At 72.5% G+C, this 15,878-nt stretch carries 19 protein-coding genes; 5 read left to right on the plus strand and 14 right to left on the minus strand.

The window, feature by feature from the left end; genetic code table 11:
• Positions 1 to 55: 55 nt before the first annotated feature.
• Positions 56 to 1,081: an alkaline phosphatase family protein gene (locus ACUP6Y_RS16585; RefSeq protein WP_462551911.1), complete on the plus strand. Its 1,026-nt coding sequence runs from the start codon at positions 56 to 58 to the stop codon at positions 1,079 to 1,081.
• On the opposite strand, the gene ACUP6Y_RS16590 is transcribed toward ACUP6Y_RS16585, so the two are convergent.
• The 11 genes from ACUP6Y_RS16590 to ACUP6Y_RS16640 form a co-directional block, all read right to left on the minus strand.
• A complete protein-coding gene (locus tag ACUP6Y_RS16590; protein WP_462551913.1) occupies positions 1,068 to 1,910 on the minus strand; it encodes a DUF3152 domain-containing protein in 843 nt (280 codons plus the stop codon). The two genes, ACUP6Y_RS16585 and ACUP6Y_RS16590, sit on opposite strands and share 14 nt — an antisense overlap.
• Before the next feature lie 11 nt (positions 1,911 to 1,921).
• Positions 1,922 to 2,950 (minus strand): FecCD family ABC transporter permease, encoded by a 1,029-nt coding sequence (locus tag ACUP6Y_RS16595; RefSeq protein WP_462551914.1) that lies wholly within the window; start codon positions 2,948 to 2,950, stop codon positions 1,922 to 1,924.
• Complete coding sequence (locus tag ACUP6Y_RS16600) at positions 2,947 to 3,921, minus strand: FecCD family ABC transporter permease (protein ID WP_462551915.1); 975 nt, start codon at positions 3,919 to 3,921, stop codon at positions 2,947 to 2,949. Before ACUP6Y_RS16600 ends, ACUP6Y_RS16595 begins: the two co-directional genes overlap by 4 nt.
• On the minus strand, positions 3,918 to 4,901 hold the full coding sequence (locus ACUP6Y_RS16605) for an ABC transporter substrate-binding protein (RefSeq protein ID WP_462551916.1): 984 nt from the start codon (positions 4,899 to 4,901) through the stop codon (positions 3,918 to 3,920). The genes ACUP6Y_RS16600 and ACUP6Y_RS16605 overlap by 4 nt, the downstream gene beginning before the upstream one ends.
• A 124-nt stretch (positions 4,902 to 5,025) precedes the next feature.
• Positions 5,026 to 5,853, minus strand: coding sequence for a helix-turn-helix domain-containing protein (locus ACUP6Y_RS16610; protein WP_462551917.1), 828 nt, complete (start codon positions 5,851 to 5,853; stop codon positions 5,026 to 5,028).
• Positions 5,853 to 6,818: a PLP-dependent cysteine synthase family protein gene (locus tag ACUP6Y_RS16615; RefSeq protein ID WP_462556749.1), complete on the minus strand. Its 966-nt coding sequence runs from the start codon at positions 6,816 to 6,818 to the stop codon at positions 5,853 to 5,855. Before ACUP6Y_RS16615 ends, ACUP6Y_RS16610 begins: the two co-directional genes overlap by 1 nt.
• 13 nt (positions 6,819 to 6,831) lie before the next feature.
• Positions 6,832 to 7,110 carry a MoaD/ThiS family protein gene (locus ACUP6Y_RS16620; RefSeq protein WP_462551918.1) on the minus strand — a complete coding sequence of 93 codons (279 nt, stop codon included), beginning with the start codon at positions 7,108 to 7,110 and terminating at the stop codon, positions 6,832 to 6,834.
• Between the two features lies 1 nt (position 7,111).
• Entirely contained in the window at positions 7,112 to 7,558 is a 447-nt protein-coding gene (locus tag ACUP6Y_RS16625) for a M67 family metallopeptidase (RefSeq protein ID WP_462551919.1), read from the minus strand.
• A gap of 57 nt (positions 7,559 to 7,615) precedes the next feature.
• Positions 7,616 to 8,560 carry an acyl-CoA desaturase gene (locus ACUP6Y_RS16630; RefSeq protein ID WP_462551920.1) on the minus strand — a complete coding sequence of 315 codons (945 nt, stop codon included), beginning with the start codon at positions 8,558 to 8,560 and terminating at the stop codon, positions 7,616 to 7,618.
• Between the two features lie 10 nt (positions 8,561 to 8,570).
• Positions 8,571 to 9,278, minus strand: a complete 708-nt coding sequence (locus tag ACUP6Y_RS16635) for a response regulator (protein WP_462551921.1) — start codon at positions 9,276 to 9,278, stop codon at positions 8,571 to 8,573.
• Complete coding sequence (locus ACUP6Y_RS16640; RefSeq protein ID WP_462551922.1) at positions 9,275 to 10,930, minus strand: sensor histidine kinase; 1,656 nt, start codon at positions 10,928 to 10,930, stop codon at positions 9,275 to 9,277. The genes ACUP6Y_RS16635 and ACUP6Y_RS16640 overlap by 4 nt, the downstream gene beginning before the upstream one ends.
• A gap of 107 nt (positions 10,931 to 11,037) precedes the next feature.
• On the opposite strand from ACUP6Y_RS16640, the gene ACUP6Y_RS16645 reads away from it, so the two are divergent.
• Genes ACUP6Y_RS16645 through ACUP6Y_RS16660 form a run of 4 tightly spaced genes read left to right on the plus strand, consistent with a single transcriptional unit; the run spans position 11,038 to position 14,394 of the window.
• Entirely contained in the window at positions 11,038 to 12,012 is a 975-nt protein-coding gene (locus ACUP6Y_RS16645) for a Bug family tripartite tricarboxylate transporter substrate binding protein (protein WP_462551923.1), read from the plus strand.
• Positions 12,009 to 12,503: a tripartite tricarboxylate transporter TctB family protein gene (locus ACUP6Y_RS16650; protein WP_462551924.1), complete on the plus strand. Its 495-nt coding sequence runs from the start codon at positions 12,009 to 12,011 to the stop codon at positions 12,501 to 12,503. The genes ACUP6Y_RS16645 and ACUP6Y_RS16650 overlap by 4 nt, the downstream gene beginning before the upstream one ends.
• Positions 12,503 to 14,005: a tripartite tricarboxylate transporter permease gene (locus ACUP6Y_RS16655; RefSeq protein WP_462551925.1), complete on the plus strand. Its 1,503-nt coding sequence runs from the start codon at positions 12,503 to 12,505 to the stop codon at positions 14,003 to 14,005. The genes ACUP6Y_RS16650 and ACUP6Y_RS16655 overlap by 1 nt, the downstream gene beginning before the upstream one ends.
• On the plus strand, positions 14,002 to 14,394 hold the full coding sequence (locus ACUP6Y_RS16660; protein WP_462551926.1) for a universal stress protein: 393 nt from the start codon (positions 14,002 to 14,004) through the stop codon (positions 14,392 to 14,394). Before ACUP6Y_RS16655 ends, ACUP6Y_RS16660 begins: the two co-directional genes overlap by 4 nt.
• A 6-nt stretch (positions 14,395 to 14,400) precedes the next feature.
• On the opposite strand, the gene ACUP6Y_RS16665 is transcribed toward ACUP6Y_RS16660, so the two are convergent.
• The 3 genes from ACUP6Y_RS16665 to ACUP6Y_RS16675 are packed head-to-tail and all read right to left on the minus strand — an operon-like array spanning position 14,401 to position 15,858.
• The gene (locus ACUP6Y_RS16665; protein WP_462551927.1) at positions 14,401 to 14,985 is read right to left on the minus strand and encodes a DUF2017 domain-containing protein; all 585 of its coding nucleotides are present in this window, start codon (positions 14,983 to 14,985) and stop codon (positions 14,401 to 14,403) included.
• Positions 14,985 to 15,293 (minus strand): ATP-dependent Clp protease adapter ClpS, encoded by a 309-nt coding sequence (gene clpS, locus ACUP6Y_RS16670; RefSeq protein WP_462551928.1) that lies wholly within the window; start codon positions 15,291 to 15,293, stop codon positions 14,985 to 14,987. The genes ACUP6Y_RS16665 and clpS overlap by 1 nt, the downstream gene beginning before the upstream one ends.
• Positions 15,294 to 15,315: 22 nt before the next feature.
• Entirely contained in the window at positions 15,316 to 15,858 is a 543-nt protein-coding gene (locus tag ACUP6Y_RS16675; RefSeq protein WP_462551929.1) for a DUF1697 domain-containing protein, read from the minus strand.
• Between the last annotated feature and the right edge of the window lie 20 nt (positions 15,859 to 15,878).

Raw genomic sequence — 15,878 nt, forward strand, 5'->3', positions numbered from 1 at the left:
GGCATTCCGGGACCGAGATCACGTCGCCCGCGGAGCGCGACGTAAGGTCAGGTCGGTGAGTTCCCTGCGCCGTCCCGCCGCCGTCCTCGCCGCCGCGCTCGCGGTCTCGCTCCTCGCCGGCCCCGGTCCCGCCACGGCCGATCGCGCCGACGCGGGCCGGGTCACGGTCAACGACCGGCACGTGATCGCGATCTCGGTCGACGGCCTCAACCCGCGCGCGCTCAACAGGCTCGGCCGCACCGGCGCGCCCCACCTCAACCGGCTGATCAGGGACGAGGGCGCCGGCACGCTCAACGCCCGCACCCAGCTCGAGATGACGGTGACCCTGCCCAACCACACCAGCATGGTGACCGGGCGCCGGATCAAGGCGAGCAAGGGCGGGCACGGCGTCACGTGGAACGACGACAAGGTGACCAAGACCGTCCAGCAGGCGGCCGGTCACGACGTGGCATCGGTGTTCACGCAGGTCCATGAGGCGGGCGGCACGACCGCGGTCTACGCGACGAAGTCGAAGTTCTGGCTGTTCGAGCGCTCCTGGCCCCAGGCGGTCGACCACACCTTCATCCAGGTCGAGAGGAACGCCGCCGTGGTCAAGGCGCTGCGCAGCGACCTCGCCACCGACCCCGCGTCGTTCTCCTTCGTCCACCTCGGCAAGCCCGACCAGGTCGGTCATCACTCCGGCTGGATGTCGGCGAAGTACCTCAAGGCGGTCGCCAAGGTCGACCGGCTGGTCGGCAAGATCATGGACCAGGTCCAGTCCACGCCGGCGCTGCGCGACAACACCGTCATCGTGCTGACCTCCGACCACGGCGGCATCCCCGGCACCCGGAACCACGCGGTCAAGACCAACCGCGAGGACTACCGCGTCGCCTTCGCGCTCTGGGGCGCCGGTGTCCCCCATGCCGACCTGTACCGCCTGAACCCCGACCGCGCCAAGCCGGGCCGCACCCGCCCCGGCGCCGGCGCCTCGCCCCAGCCGATCCGCAACGGCGAGGTCGCCAACGTCAGCCTCGACATCCTCGGCCTCGGACCGGTGCCGGACAGCCTGTGGGACGACCAGCAGGACCTCACCTGGAAGTGAGCTCGGCCCGGGTCGGCCACGGGTTGAGCCGGCAGCCGCCGGTGCCCTTCGACTGCTGCATCATCACCGGCGCGAGCGCGCCGCGCCGCGGGCACGACGCGTGCCCGTAGCCGAGCCAGTGCCCGGTCTCGTGGTTGACGACCATGTGCCGGTAGTCCCGCAGGGAGCGGCCGGCCCGGTTCCACGCGGGTGACGCGCCTCGCCACCGGTCGAGGTTGACCACCACGTTGCGGCCCACCCGGCACGACCACTGGGCGCTGCAGACGCCCGAGAAGGCCGGCACCAGCCGGGCCTGCGCCAGCCACAGGGTGAAGGCGCCACCGTGCTTCACCTGCCGGAAGCGCACGCCCTTGGCCCGCCAGCCGCGCGGGTCGTCGTACGTCTCCTGGGCGAGGCGGCGGAAGTCCGCGACGTCGACGCCGCCGAGGTCGCCCCGGGTGCGGACGCTGTAGCGGACGGTACGCCGCACCGCGACCCGGTGCTTGACCCGCCCGACCGCCAGCGCGACGGTGGTGTCGGCGTACCCGGTGGCGCCGACGACGACGAGGACGTCGATCTGGTGGCCGACGTCCTCGGGCGCGATCTCGTGACGGCGTGCCGTCGCGCCGGGAATCGCGACGCCGTCGCGCAGCCACTGGTAGGCGACCCGCTCCGGCGTGGGCGACCAGGTGCCCGGGTCGGCCCGCAGCGTGCGGCCGTACTTCCGCGCGCCGTCGAACGAGGGCGCCTGGACCTGGCCGAGCGGCGGCAGGTCGTCGGCAGCGGCCGCGCGCGGGAGCGTGAGGGCGGCGGAGAGGGCGAGCAGCAGGCCGAGCAGGACACGGGTCACGGTCATCGAGCCTACGAGCCGCGCCGGTGGAGGAGCCAGGCCAGATAGCAGCCGCCGAGCACGACGGTGACCATGCCGACCGGCATCGGCGTCGGGGCGAAGACCCGCTGGGCGACCAGGTCCGAGGCAGCGAGCAGCGCCGCTCCCATCGCGGCCGAGGCGGCCAGGGCGGGTGGGGTGCCGCCGACGGCGCGCCGGGCGAGCTGGGGTGCGGCGAGCGCCACGAACGCGATCGGACCGGCCGCGGCCGTGGTGACGGCGGTCAGCGCGACGCCGACCCCGATGGCGAGCAGCCGCCGCGAGCGGATGGGTACGCCGAGCGCGACGGCCACGTCGTCCCCCAGCTCGTGCAGGGCGAGCGCGCGGGCCAGGAGCAGGCAGCCGGGCAGCAGCACCAGCCCGCACAGCGCGGCGAGCCGCACGTCGCCCCAGGTGGTCTCGTTCAGGGTGCCGACGCCCCACTGCGAGGCCTGCAGGCCCTCCTCCGCGGTGACCCGCAGCAGCAGCCAGGTGTTGACCGAGGAGAGCAGCGCCGCGGCGGCGATGCCGAGGATGACGAAGCGCCCGCCACGCAGCCCCTCGTGTCCCGCCAGTCCGAGGACCAGAGCCGCGACGAGCAGGCCGCCCACGGTCGCGGCCAGCGGGACGGCGGTGCCGCTGAGGCCGAGGACGAGCATCGCCACGATCGCGCCGGTGTAGGCGCCGCTGGCGAAGCCGATCACATCGGGCGAGCCGAGCGGGTTGCGGGTGACGACCTGGAAGATGGCGCCGCTGAGTCCCATCATCGCGCCGAAGAGCAGGGCGGCGAGGACCCGCGGCAGCCGCCAGTCGAGGACCACGAGCTCGCTGACCCGGGTGCCCCGCCCGGCCAGCACGTCGACGGTCTCGCCGAGCGACACCCCGGCGTCCGGGCTGGGCAGCGAGGTCACGCCGATCGCGGCCGCGACCAGGACCAGCCCGGCGACACCGAGCACGCCCCGCACCCGGACCCGACCGCTGATCCGCTCGCCGAGCAGGCGCACGGGCACGACCCGGTTCACGGGCGCCTCCGGATGACGACGGCGAGCAGGACGGCGCCGACGGCGGCGGCGACCACGCCGACCGGCAGCTCGCGGGGCTGGACGAGGTACCGGCCGAGGAGGTCGCAGCCCAGCACGAGCACCGGGCCGGCCAGCAGCGAGCAGGCCATGACGCGGCGGTGGTCGGGGCCGATCAGGGCGGCGACGATGTGCGGCACCATCAGGCCGACGAACACGATCGGGCCGGCCGCGGCGGTCGCGGCTCCGCACAGCAGGGTGACCGCGACCAGGGCGAGGACCCGGGTCCGCAGCAGCCCCACACCCAGCGCCTGCGCGGTGTCGTCGCCGAGCGCGAGCGCGTTGATGCTGCGCCCGAGGACCGGCGCGATGGCCACGCCGGCCACGACGAAGGGCAGCACGGCCAGCACCCGGTCGTAGCCCACGACGGTGATCGAGCCGGCGCCCCAGCTGCGCATGCTGTCGAAGGCGCGAGGGTGCAGCAGGACCAGGCCGGAGGTGATGCCGGTCAGCACGGCGCCGACCGCGACCCCGGACAGCGTGAGCGTGACGACGTCGCCGCCCCGGCGCGGGCGGCCGATCACGGCGACGCCCAGGGTCGTGAGCCCGGCGCCGGCGAGGGCGAACCACACCTGCCCACCGGGGGCGACGATCCCCCACTGGGTGATCGCCAGGGCGACGCCGAGCGCGGCGCCGGCGTTGACGCCGAGGATGCCCGGATCGGCGAGGGGGTTGCGGGTCAGGCCCTGCATGAGGGCGCCCGAGAGACCCAGCGCGGCGCCGACCAGGAGGCCGACCACGGTCCGCGGGACCCGCAGGTCGCGGATCACCTGGTCGTGCGCGGAGCCGTCACCCGACCACAGCGCCTGCACGATCTCGACCGGGCCGAAGAGCCGGCCGCCCAGGCACAGGCTGGCCACCGTCGCGAGCGCGACGGCGGCCAGCAGGGCCGCGAGGGTGCGACCCGTGGTCACGAACGTGCGGCGAGGGGTTCCAGGACCTTGGTCTCCACGACGTCGAGGAACGCCAGCGCGGTGTCGTAGTCCGTGACGCCGTAGGGCAGGTCGAACACGGAGTCGGACGTCGCCGCGGGCAGCGAGGTGAACAGCGAGTTGCTCTTGATCGCGGCGAACGGCTCCCACGGCGTCCCGTCCGCGTTGGCCGGGGTGACGACCACGTCGGCGGTGGCGAGGATCTCGTCGAGCCGCTCGAACGAGTAGCTCGCGTAGCCCGGCTCGGGCGACGCCTCGGGGATGCCCGGCGCGGGCGTCGCGCCCAGCTCGTCGAGGAGGGCGCCGACGATGCCCGTCGGGTAGAGCACCGAGAACTCCGCCTCGGCGTCGCCGATCGAGACCGTGGCCCAGCTCAGGGCGAGCTGGTCGGCGTAGCTCTCCTTGAGCTCGGCCACCTTGGTCGTGTAGGCCCGCTCCCGCTCGGCGAGCGCCTCGCCGGCGCCGGTCGCGTCGGCGAGCCCGGCCACGATCGCCTTCCAGTCGCCGCGGGAGCTGCCCTTCACGACCACCGTGGGGGCGATCTCGGAGAGCCGCTGGTACGCCTTCTCGTCGACCTCGTAGGCGTCGCCGACGATCAGGTCGGGGGCGGCCTTGACGATGGCGTCGTAGTTGGTCTCGCCGAAGGAGCCGATCGTCGCCACCCCCTTGACGAACGCCTGCTGGTCGGCGGTGAACGAGTCGATCCACTTGCCGTAGTCCTGGGTGGCGACCGGCTTGACGTCCAGCGACTGCAGCTGCCAGGGCGTGTCGTAGCTGACCGCGACGACCCGCTCGGGCGTGGCCGGGACCTCGACGTCGCCGTACGCCGACGCGACGGTGCGCGTGTCCGCGCCGGACGTGCCCGGGTCGTCGTCCTCGCTGCCGCAGGCGGACAGGGCCAGGGCCGCCGCCAGGGTGAGGGCCACTCCGAGACGGCCGAGATGACGGGTCGTGCGCACCACGCTGCTCCACTCTGTTCTTTGGTTAGGCTTGCCTGACCAAGAGTGGAGATCGTCGGCGCCGATGGCAACGGCTACAGCGACGAGTAGGTGCGCGAAACGGACAGGTGATGTCGCGAACGCGACATCAGGTGACCTGGGTCATGTGCTGCCGGTGCTGCGCCGGACTGGCACCGGTGGCGCGGCGGTAGGCCGCGATGAACGCGCTCGGAGTGCGGTAGCCGACCTGGCGGGCCACCGAGGCGACGGTCCGGCCCTGGTCCAGCAGGCTCGCGGCCAACGCCATCCGGGCCCGACTGCGCCACTGTCCGAAGGCAAGACCGGTCTCGGCGACGAAGGCCCGGTTCAGGCTGCGCGAGCTCATCCCGAACTCGCCGGCCCACTGCTCCGCCGTCCTCGGCACCGTCAGCTCGGCGAGGACGGCATCGGCGATCCGCCGGACCCCGGCACTCGTGGGCCGAGGCACCGAGAGCGGGCCCCGGGCGTCGGGAACCAGCAGGTCGAGCGCGAACTCCTCGGCCCGGCGCCGACGGTCGGGGCCGGTGGTGTCGATGCGCAGATGGTCGAGCAGGTCGACCAGCAGCGGCGACATCGGCAGCAGCACCGGCTCGGTCGCATCGACCGGCGAGCGGGCGCGGTCGATCCAGGTGCAGTTGAAGCCGGCGCCCGAGACCGCGCACGCCGAGTGCGGCACCCCCGCCGGGATCCACAGCCCGAAGCTGGCGGGCACCCAGTACTCGCGCCCGGCGACCTGGACGCCGACCTTGCCGTCGGAGCCCCAGAGCATCTCGTGGTCGGGGTGGACGTGCTCACCCCACGACACCGGCAGCCGCGGCGTGCGGATCCAGTTGGTCGCGATGAGAACCGAGCGGTCCGCGGCCTCCGGCCCGACCAGCTCGCGCCACCACAGCGTGTAGTGCCCGAGCGAGTCGATGACCTCCGGCGCGCCCGGCATCACGCCCAGAGCTGGCCCTCGAGCCGGTCCTCGGCCTCGTCGATGGTGCCCTCGTAGGCGCCGGTGGACAGGTACTTCCAGCCGCCGTCGGCCACCACGAACGCGATGTCGGCCGGCTCCCCCGCCTTGACCGCCTTGGCGGCCTGCCCGAGCGCGGCATGCAGGATCGCACCGGTGGAGATGCCGGCGAAGATGCCCTCGAGCTCGAGCAGCTCGCGCACCCGTCGTACGGCGTCGCGGGGGCCGACCGAGAACCGGCTGTCGATCAGCTCGGCGTCGTACAGCTCGGGCACGAAGCCCTCGTCGAGGTTGCGCAGGCCGTAGACGAGCTCGCCGTAGCGCGGCTCGGCGGCGACGATCCTGACCTCGGGCTGGGCGCGGCGGAAGAACCGGGAGACGCCCATCAAGGTGCCGGTGGTGCCGAGGCCCGCGACGAAGTGGGTCACCGAGGGCAGGTCGGCGAGGATCTCGGGGCCGGTGCCCTCCTCGTGGGCGAGCGCGTTGGCGGCGTTGCCGTACTGGTAGAGCATCACCCAGTCGGGGTGCTCGGCCGCGATCTGCTTGGCCACCCGCACCGCCTCGTTGGAGCCGCCGGCGGCCGGGCTGGAGACGATCTCGGCGCCCCACATCCGCAGCAGCTGGCGCCGCTCCTCGGAGGTGTTCTCCGGCATCACGAACACGGTGCGGTAGCCCTTGAGCTTGGCCGCCATCGCGATCGAGATGCCGGTGTTGCCGGAGGTCGGCTCGAGGATCGTGCAGCCGGGGCGCAGGGTCCCGTCCTTCTCCGCCTCCTCGATCATCTTCAGGGCCGGGCGGTCCTTGATCGAGCCGGTCGGGTTGCGGTCCTCGAGCTTGGCCCAGATCCGCACCTCGGGCGCGCCGGACGCGTTGAACGGCGCCGACAGTCGCGGCAGGCCCACCAGCGGCGTGTTGCCGACGGAGGTCAGCAGACTGTCGTAGCGCACCATCGGGTCGTGCTCAGCGAGCGCCGCCGGCGACAGCCGGCAAGATGACGACCTGGTCGCCGTCGGAGAGTCCGGCCTCGAGGCTGCCGATGAACCGGACGTCCTCGTCGTTGATGTAGATGTTGACGAACCGGCGCAGGTCCTCGCCCTCGATCAGGCGGTCCTTGATGCCGGGGTGGTTGGCCTCGAGGGAGTCGATCAGCGCGCTCAGCGTGGCGCCGTCGGCGCTGACCGCCTTCTCGCCACCGGTGTAGGTGCGCAGGATGGTCGGGATCCGGACCTCGATGGCCATGTCAGCTGCTCTCCTCTGCTGCGTCATTGGTGCCGGCGATCGCAACCTCTTCCTCGGTCACGACGCCGTCGATGATTCTGTACGACCTGAACTCCACGGGGCCGGGGTTATTCCCGTGCGCGCGCGTGCTGACCAGCACGTAGTGCGCGCCGGGCTCGCCGGCCAGGTTGACGTCGGTCACGCTGGGGTACGCCTCGGTCGCGGAGTGCGAGTGGTAGATGACCACCGGCTCCTCGTCGCGCTCGTCCATCTCCTTGTAGAGCTGGAGGAGGTCCGTCGAGTCGTACTCGTAGAACGTCGGGCTGCCCGCGGCGTTGACCATCTCGACCAACCGCTCCGGGCGGTCGCTGCCGATGGGTCCGGCCACCATCCCGCACGCCTCGACCGGGTGGTCCCGCTTGGCGTGCTCCACGATGGCGTCGTACGTCGACTGGTCGATCCGCAACACGCGTCCAGGGTATTGCGTCACGGGCGCTCGCCCGGAATCGGGACGGGGGCGCGGAGCTCAGAGGACCGACTTGGCCCGGATCCGCTCGGGAGTGGGCCAGCGCACGTCCCGCACCCAGCCGAGCTTCTCCAGCACCCAGATCACCCGGGCGGACGTGTCCAGCTGGAACCTCTTCACACCGTGGCGCGCGGAGGTGGGGTCGGCGTGGTGGAGGTTGTGCCACGACTCGCCGCCGGACGGGATGGCGAGCCACCACACGTTGCCGGAGAAGTCACGGGACGCGAACGGCCGCTCCCCCAGCGTGTGGCAGATCGAGTTGATCGACCAGGTGACGTGGTGGATCAGGCCGATCCGGACGACGGTGCCCCAGAAGAAAGCGGTGAGCGCGCCCTGCCACGACCAGGTCAGCAGCGCGCCGAGGAGCGGCGGGAGGAGGATCGAGGTGAGCACCCACAGCCAGAACAGCCGGGAGACGCGGACCAGGTCGCGGTCCTTGGCGAGGTCGGGGGCGTACTTGTCGATGGACGTCTGCTCGGGGTCGAACAGCCAGCCGACGTGCGCCCACACGAACCCCTTGGTCAGGCCGCGCAGGCTGCTGCCGTAGCGCCACGGCGAGTGCGGGTCACCGTCCTTGTCGGAGTACTTGTGGTGCTTGCGGTGATCGGCGACCCAGCGGATCACCGGGCCCTCGACCGCCATCGAGCCGAGGATCGCCAGCGTGATCTTCACGGGCCGGTTCGGCTTGAACGACTTGTGCGTGAAGAGCCGGTGGAAGCCGACCGTGATGCCGTGCAGCGTCAGGCCGTACATCACGAAGGTGATCACGACGTCGCTCCACCCGAGCCAGCCGCCCCAGGCGACGGGGACCGCGGCGGCGAAGGCGACGAACGGAACCGCGATGAACAGCCCCAGCGCAAGCCGTTCCCAGAATCCCTGGGTGTCGCCACCCATCGTTGCCCGGGGGGTCGGCGGCTGCTGCGGGCGCTCGTCGATCGCGGTCACGAAGCCCAGCCTAGGCCGTGAGCCGGTACCTGCGCTCGGGCCGTCCGGTGCCGCCGTACCGCAGCCGGACCTCGGCGGCGCCCGCGTCGACGAAGTGCTCGAGATAGCGCCGCGCGGTCACCCGCGACAGGCCCACCGCGTCGGCGGTCTCCGAGGCCGAGATCTCTCCCGCGGCCCGCGCCGCCTCCAAGACCAGCTCGGCCGTCTCGGGGCTGAGCCCCTTCGGCAGTCCCGGCGGTACGACGACACCCCGGCCGGTCCCGAAGGCCCGGTCGATCGTGGCCTGGTCGACCTCCTCCTCGTCCGGTCCACCGCTGTCCGGCAGCGTGGCGAGCGTGGCCGCGACCCGGCGCAGGCGGTCGGCGAGGTCGGCGTACTCGAAGGGCTTGACGAGGTACTGCATCGCGCCGCCGTGGAGGGCGGCGCGAACAGCGGCGGCGCCGCGCTCGGCGGTGACCATGACGACGGCGATGTCGCGGCCCTGCTCGCGGGACCGGCCACGCAGCCGCTCGAGCACCTCGAGGCCGGACAGGTCGGGCAGGTGGACGTCGAGGAGCACCAGGTCGGGCTGCAGGGCGGCGGCGAGCTCGACGGCCTCGCCGCCGGTGTGGGCGGTGCCGACGACCTCGAAGCCGTCGGTCTGCGCGACGAAGCGGCCGTGGATGCGGGCGACCATGAAGTCGTCGTCGACGACGAGGACCCGCAGCGCCCGGCTCACGGTCGCCCATCCTCGCCGACGGCGGCGCCGATGGGGAGCACCACGCGGAACTCGGCGCCGGTCGCGTCGGGCGGGTCCGCGTCGTCCACCACGACCTCGCCGCCGCGCTGGGTGCAGATCAGCCGCACCAGCGGCAGGCCGATCCCGCGCCCGCCGAGCACCTCCTCCTTGGTCGAGAACCCGCGCACGAAGATCGCGTCGCGCAGCTCGGTGGGGATGCCGGGGCCGTTGTCGCGGACCCGCAGGCGGACCGACGAGGAGTCGGCATGCACCCCCACCTCGACCAGGGGGTCGGGCCGGCCGGCGCAGGCGTCGACCGCGTTGTCGACGAGGTTGCCGAGGACGGTGGTCAGGTCGGCGCTCTCGTCGGGCTCGAGCGCGGGCAGCCTTGAGCCGGGGTCCAGCTCGAGCGCCACGCCGCGCTCCTCGGCGACCGCGTGCTTGGCCACGACGAGCGCCGCGACAGCGGGGTCGGCGAGCCGCTCGGCCACTCGCTCCCCGACCTCGGCGCGGTGCCGGGTGAGGGTGCCGACCAGGGCCGCCACCTCGTCGTACTCACCCAGCTGGACCAGCCCGGAGATGGTGTGCAGCCGGTTGTCGAACTCGTGGGTCTGCGCGCGCAGGGTGTCGGTGATGGACAGGTTGGAGCTGAGCTGGCTCTGCAGCGATACCAGCTCGGTGCGGTCGCGCAGGGTGGTGACGGTGCCGATGCCGCGGCCGCCGGAGGACGCGTCGCCGCGGTTGAAGACCACGACCCGGGTGCCGACGAGGGCGAGCGCGTCGCGGACCTCGATCCCCTCGCCGGTCAGCAGCGCGACGACGTGGGGGTCGAGGCCGAGCTCGTCGACCCGTCTCCCCACCGGGTCGGGTCCGGCGTCGAGCCCGAGGGTGGCCCGCGCCGCGTCGTTCATCGCGGTCACGCGGCCGTCGGTGCCGACGCCGACGACGCCCTCACGGATGGCGTGCAGCAGCGCCTCGCGATGGTCGGCGAGGTGGGCCAGCTCGGTGGTGCCGAGCCCCCGCGTCGAGCGACGTACGACGCGCGCGACCAGCCAGGTGCCGACCAGGCCGAGCACCGCGCCCAGGCCCAGGAAGAGCCCGAGCTCAGGCACCGCCTCCGCGAGCTGGTCGCCCAGGGAGGGATAGGCCGCCTCCGCCACGACGGCGCCGACGGCACCGTTGTCGCCGGGCAGGTCCGCGATGACGGGCGCGTGTGCCGCCACCCGCCGCTCGCCCCCGGCCTCCACGTCGGTCGTCCCGCCCCGCCCGGCGGCCACGTCGACCCCGGCCCGCGAGCCCACCCGGCTGGCATCGGTGGCCGCGAGGACGGTGCCGTCGGGGCCGACCACGAGGACGTCGGTGGCACCGGAGAGACGCACCCCGCGCTCGGCGTACGACGTCAGGTCGGCGGTGACCTGCCACAGCTCGGTGCCCCCGCGCAGGTCCTCGAGCGCAGACCGGACGAAGTCCTGCACGGCGACGTACTCCGCCACCGAGCGCATCTGCGCGCCCCGCTCCTCGGCGAAGTCGGCGTTGGACTGACGGATGCTCAGCACGCCGACCGCCACGAGCAGCACGACGATCACGAGGAGCTGCAGGAGCAGCACCTTCGCCGCCAGCGTCGGCTCACCGCTCCGGACCCGTGACCACAACGACCACAACCTCCTTTGCGTCCGCAAGCGTGACGGCCGCCACAGCCCACGGCCATGCTGGCACGGATCGCCCGTGACGGCGCTCACCACCCAACCCGGAGGTACCCATGCATCGCCTGATGGCGCTCCTCGTCGCCCTGGCGCTCGCCGTGGTCGCGAGCGGCTGCGGCGTCACCCGCGGCTCGGACGATCCGAGCAACCGACGACTGCGGATGATGATCCCCAACAGCGTCGGCGGCGGCTACGACCTCACCGGCCGCGCCGCGGCGCGCGCGATGGAGGACAACGACCTCACCGGCCGCTTCGAGATCACCAACGTGCAGGGCGCGAGCGGCACCGTCGCGATGCAGCGGCTGGTCAACGAGAGGGGCGCCGACGACGTCATGATGCTCATGGGCCTCGGCGTCGTCGGCGCGGTCTACACCAACAGGTCCAGCGCCACCCCGCTGAAGATGACGCCGATCGCGCGGCTCGTCGAGGAGCAGGAGGGCATCCTGGTGCCGGCAGACTCGCCGTTCGAGACCGTCGACGACCTGGTCGAGGCGTGGCGCAAGGACCCCGGCGGCCTCACCGTCGGCGGCGGCTCGAGCAACGGCGGCCCCGACCACCTGTTCCCGATGCAGCTGGCGGACGCGATCGGGGTCGCCCCGAAGCAGGTCAACTACATCTCCTACGACGGCGGCGGCCCGCTCACGACCGCGCTCCTCGGCGCCAAGATCGACGTCGGCATGTCCGGCCTCGGCGAGTTCGAGGGCCAGATCGAGGACGGCAAGCTGCGGGTCCTCGCGGTCTCGGGCGCCGAGCGCCTCGACGGCATCGACGCCCCGACCCTCACCGAGTCCGGCGTGGACCTGGTCTTCACCAACTGGCGCGGGGTGCTGGCGCCGCCCGGGATCTCCGAGGAGCAGCGGGCCTACCTGACCGAGCTGCTGACCGAGATGCACGACACGGCCCAGTGGAGGGACGCCCTCGAGGCCAACGGCTGGACCGACAACTTCGCGACCGGCAAGGAGTTCGAGGACTTCCTCGCCGAGCAGGACGACCGCGTCGCCGACACCCTGAAGGAGCTGGGACTCGCATGAGCGCGACACCGACCATCGACAAGGCGCAGTACGGCCTGGCCGCCTTCCTCGGCCTCGCCGGCGGCTACGTCCTGATCGACGCCGCCGGCCTCGAGGACGGCTTCGCCGACCAGCCGGTCCAGCCCTACACGCTGCCGTACGTCGTCGGCGCCGCCCTCGTGGTCCTCGGGATCCTGCTCGCTCTCGCCACCGCGCGGGGCGATCGCCCCGAGGCCGAGGAGGGCGAGGACGTCGACCTCACCCAGGGCACCGACGTGCGCACCGTCGGCCTGCTCGCCCTCGTGCTCGTCGCCAACATCGCCCTGATCGACCTCCTGGGCTGGGCGATCACCGGCGCCCTGCTGTTCGCCGGCTCGGCCGTGGTCCTCGGCAGCCGCAGCTGGGTGCGTGACCTCGCCGTCGGCGTCGCCCTGTCGGTCGGCAGCTGGTACGGCTTCTACGTCGGCCTCGGGATCCCGATCCCCGCCGGCATCTTGGACGGAGTGCTCTGATGGACCTGCTGCTCGACGGCTTCCAGACCGCCCTCACCCCGCAGAACCTGCTCTTCGCCGCCCTCGGCGTGCTGCTCGGCACCGCGGTCGGCGTCCTGCCCGGCATCGGCCCGGCGATGACCCTGGCCCTGCTGCTGCCGGTGACCTACAGCGTCGGCGCCGACAGCGCGATCATCATGTTCGCCGGCATCTACTACGGCGGCATGTACGGCGGCTCCACCACCTCGATCCTGCTCAACACCCCCGGCGAGTCCTCGTCGGTGATCACGGCCATCGAGGGCAACAAGATGGCCAAGGCGGGACGAGCGGCCCAGGCCCTGGCCACCGCGGCGATCGGCTCGTTCGTGGCCGGCAGCATCGCGACGGTGCTGCTGTGGATCGTCACCCCGCAGGTGGCCGACATCGTCGTCACCCTGGGCTCGCCGTCGTACTTCGCGCTGATGGTGCTGGCACTCTTCGCCGTCACCGCGGTGCTCGGCTCCTCCAAGCTGCGCGGCTTCATCGCGCTCTTCCTCGGCCTGGCGATCGGCCTGGTCGGCACCAGCACCGGGCAGGCGCGGCTGACCTTCGGCGAGCCGCTGCTGGCCGACGGCATCGACATCGTCGTGGTCGCGGTCGCGCTGTTCGCGATCGGCGAGGCGCTCTGGGTCGCCGCGCACCTGCGCCGCAAGCCGCTGGAGATCATCCCCGTCGGCCAGCCCTGGATGAGTCGCGAGGACTGGGGTCGCTCGTGGAAGCCGTGGCTGCGCGGCACCGCCTTCGGGTTCCCGTTCGGCGCGCTGCCGGCCGGTGGCGCGGAGCTGCCGACCTTCTTGTCCTATGCGACGGAGAAGAAGCTGACCAAGCACCCCGAGGAGTTCGGCAAGGGCGCGATCGAGGGCGTCGCCGGCCCGGAGGCCGCCAACAACGCCTCGGCCGCCGGCACCCTGGTGCCCCTGCTCGCGCTCGGCCTGCCCACCACCGCGACCGCGGCGATCATGCTGGTCGCGCTCCAGGGCTACGGCTTCCAGACCGGCCCGACGCTGATGGACGACCACCCCAACCTGGTCTGGGGCCTGCTCGCCAGCCTGTTCGTCGCCAACGCGCTGCTGCTCGTCCTGAACCTGCCGATGGCCCCGCTGTGGGCGCGACTGCTGCGGATCCCCCGGCCCTACCTGTACGCCGGCATCCTCTTCTTCGCCTCGCTCGGCGCCTACAGCGTGAACTTCCAGGCCTTCGACCTGGCCCTGCTGCTGGCGATCGGCGTGCTCGGCTTCTTCATGCGCCGCTTCGGTGTCCCGGTGCTGCCGCTGATCATCGGCGTCATCCTCGGCCCGAAGCTGGAGGAGCAGCTGACCACCGCACTGAAGATCTCCCAGGGCGACGTCAGCACCCTGTGGAGCGAGCCGGTCGCCGTCGTGGTCTACGTCGTCATGGCCCTGCTGCTGGTCGCGATGGCCGTCACCGGCCTCCGCAGGCCCGCGGACGCCGCCACCGAGGAGAAGGAGCTGGTCGAGCAGTGAGCATCGTGGTCGCCTACAGCGCGGACCGGTACGGCGCGGCCGCCCTCGAGCACGCCGCCGGTCTCGCCCGCAAGGACCGCACCCGGCTGGTCGTCGTCAACGCGACGCTCGGCGCCAGCCTGGTCGACAGCCGGTTCGCGCACGACGCGGACATCGCCGCGCTGCAGGAGCGGCTCGTCGCGGAGGGCGTCGACGTCGTCGTACGGCACGACGTGGTCTCCGATGTCGCGGATGCCGTCGTCGCCGCGGCCGAAGAGGAGCGGGCCACCCTGATCGTGGTCGGCATCCGGCACCGCACGCCGGTCGGCAAGCTGCTGCTCGGCAGCGTCGCCCAGCGGATCATCCTCGAGGCGCACTGCCCGGTGCTGGCGGTGAAGCCCGCGAGCTGACCGGGCTCACCGCACCGCCGCGACCAGCGTCTCCTGGAGGAAGCCGAGCCACTCGTAGATGTGGTGCGCCTGGGCGCGCGGGTCGTCGTCGGGCAGCTCGTACCAGTAGTCCTCGTCGCCCTCCTCCACCTCGAGGCGGGTGCCGAGGGCGAGGCGAAGGTCGGTGAAGGAGCGCATCCAGACCAGCGCGGTCTCCGGGTCGAGCTCGACGTCGATGGTGAGGTCCTCGCCGGTCGGCTCGGGCGGCAGCCCGGCCTCCTCGAGGACGTCGATGATGCTCACCGCCGCCCGCGCCTTCCCGTCGCGCAGCGCCCCCTCGGTGTAGCGCCGGAACTCGCCGGCCGCCTCGTCGTCGCCCTGGTAGGCGTTCGGGAACAGCCGGCGCAGCACCGGATCCTCGGGCTCGGTGGTCGGCCCGGAGAAGTCGAGCAGCACCTCGAGCGGGTCGCGCTCGGTGGGGGCGACGGCCGACTCGTTGTGCAGCAGCTCGACGAGCTGGCCGGCCAGGGAGCGCAGCAGGTCGGCCTCGAAGACCGAGAAGGTCGCGATGGCGCGCTTGCTCCGGCGGTGCCGGACGAATCCAGAGGTCACTACTCGGCCTTCGAGAGGGTCGCCCACAGGCCGTACTCGTGCATCGCCTGCACGTCGCGCTCCATCTCCTCGCGGGTGCCGCTGCTGACGACGGACCGGCCGTCCTCGTGGACCTCCATCATCAGCTTCTCGGCCTTCTTCTTGCCGTAGCCGAAGTGCTTCTGGAAGACGAAGGTGACGTACGACATCAGGTTCACGGGGTCGTTCCACACCACCGTCACCCAGGGGGTGTCGGCGAGCGTGATCTCGTCCGGGGTGAGGTCCTGCCGGACTCCCGGATCGACCTTCTCCGGGCTCGCGGTCGTCACGGCCCCATCGTGTCACAGGGGGTCAGGAGCACCATTTGTCGGCCAGGGTGGTGACCACGTTGAAGTTCCGGTTGGTGGCCACGACGTTCAGCGTCTTCTCGCACTTGAACGGGTCGACCCCGCCGGCCTGGTAGCCGGGTCCGAGCAGCAGATGCACCGCCCGATGTCGTACGACGGCCGCGTTGGTCTCGTCGCCGCGCGCCTCGAGCTCGGCGACGCGGGTGGGGTCGGGCTCGTCCTTGAGCAGGTAGACGTAGTGCCGCTCCAGGTCGGGGCGGGCGGCCGTCAGCTCGCGCGCGTCGGCGGCGACGACACGCAGCTCGGCGGGCGCGTAGACGATGGTCGGCACCTCGAACCCGGTCCGCTCCCGGTAGGCCGCCTCCAGCGCCGCCTCCACCTTCGCGCGCGAGCGCAGCGACGTCGTCAGCCGGACGTTGCCGGTGTTGATGTGGGTCAGCACGTCGGTGCCGCCGGCCGCCTCGGTCGCGGTGACGATGTCGGCCTTGGCGAACTTGCGAGTGGGACCGAGGTTGATGGCGCGCAGGAAGGCGACGTAGGTCGGCATGGCGCTCATTGTGTCCTGGG

It is taken from the genome of Nocardioides sp. S5-5 (assembly GCF_054954065.1).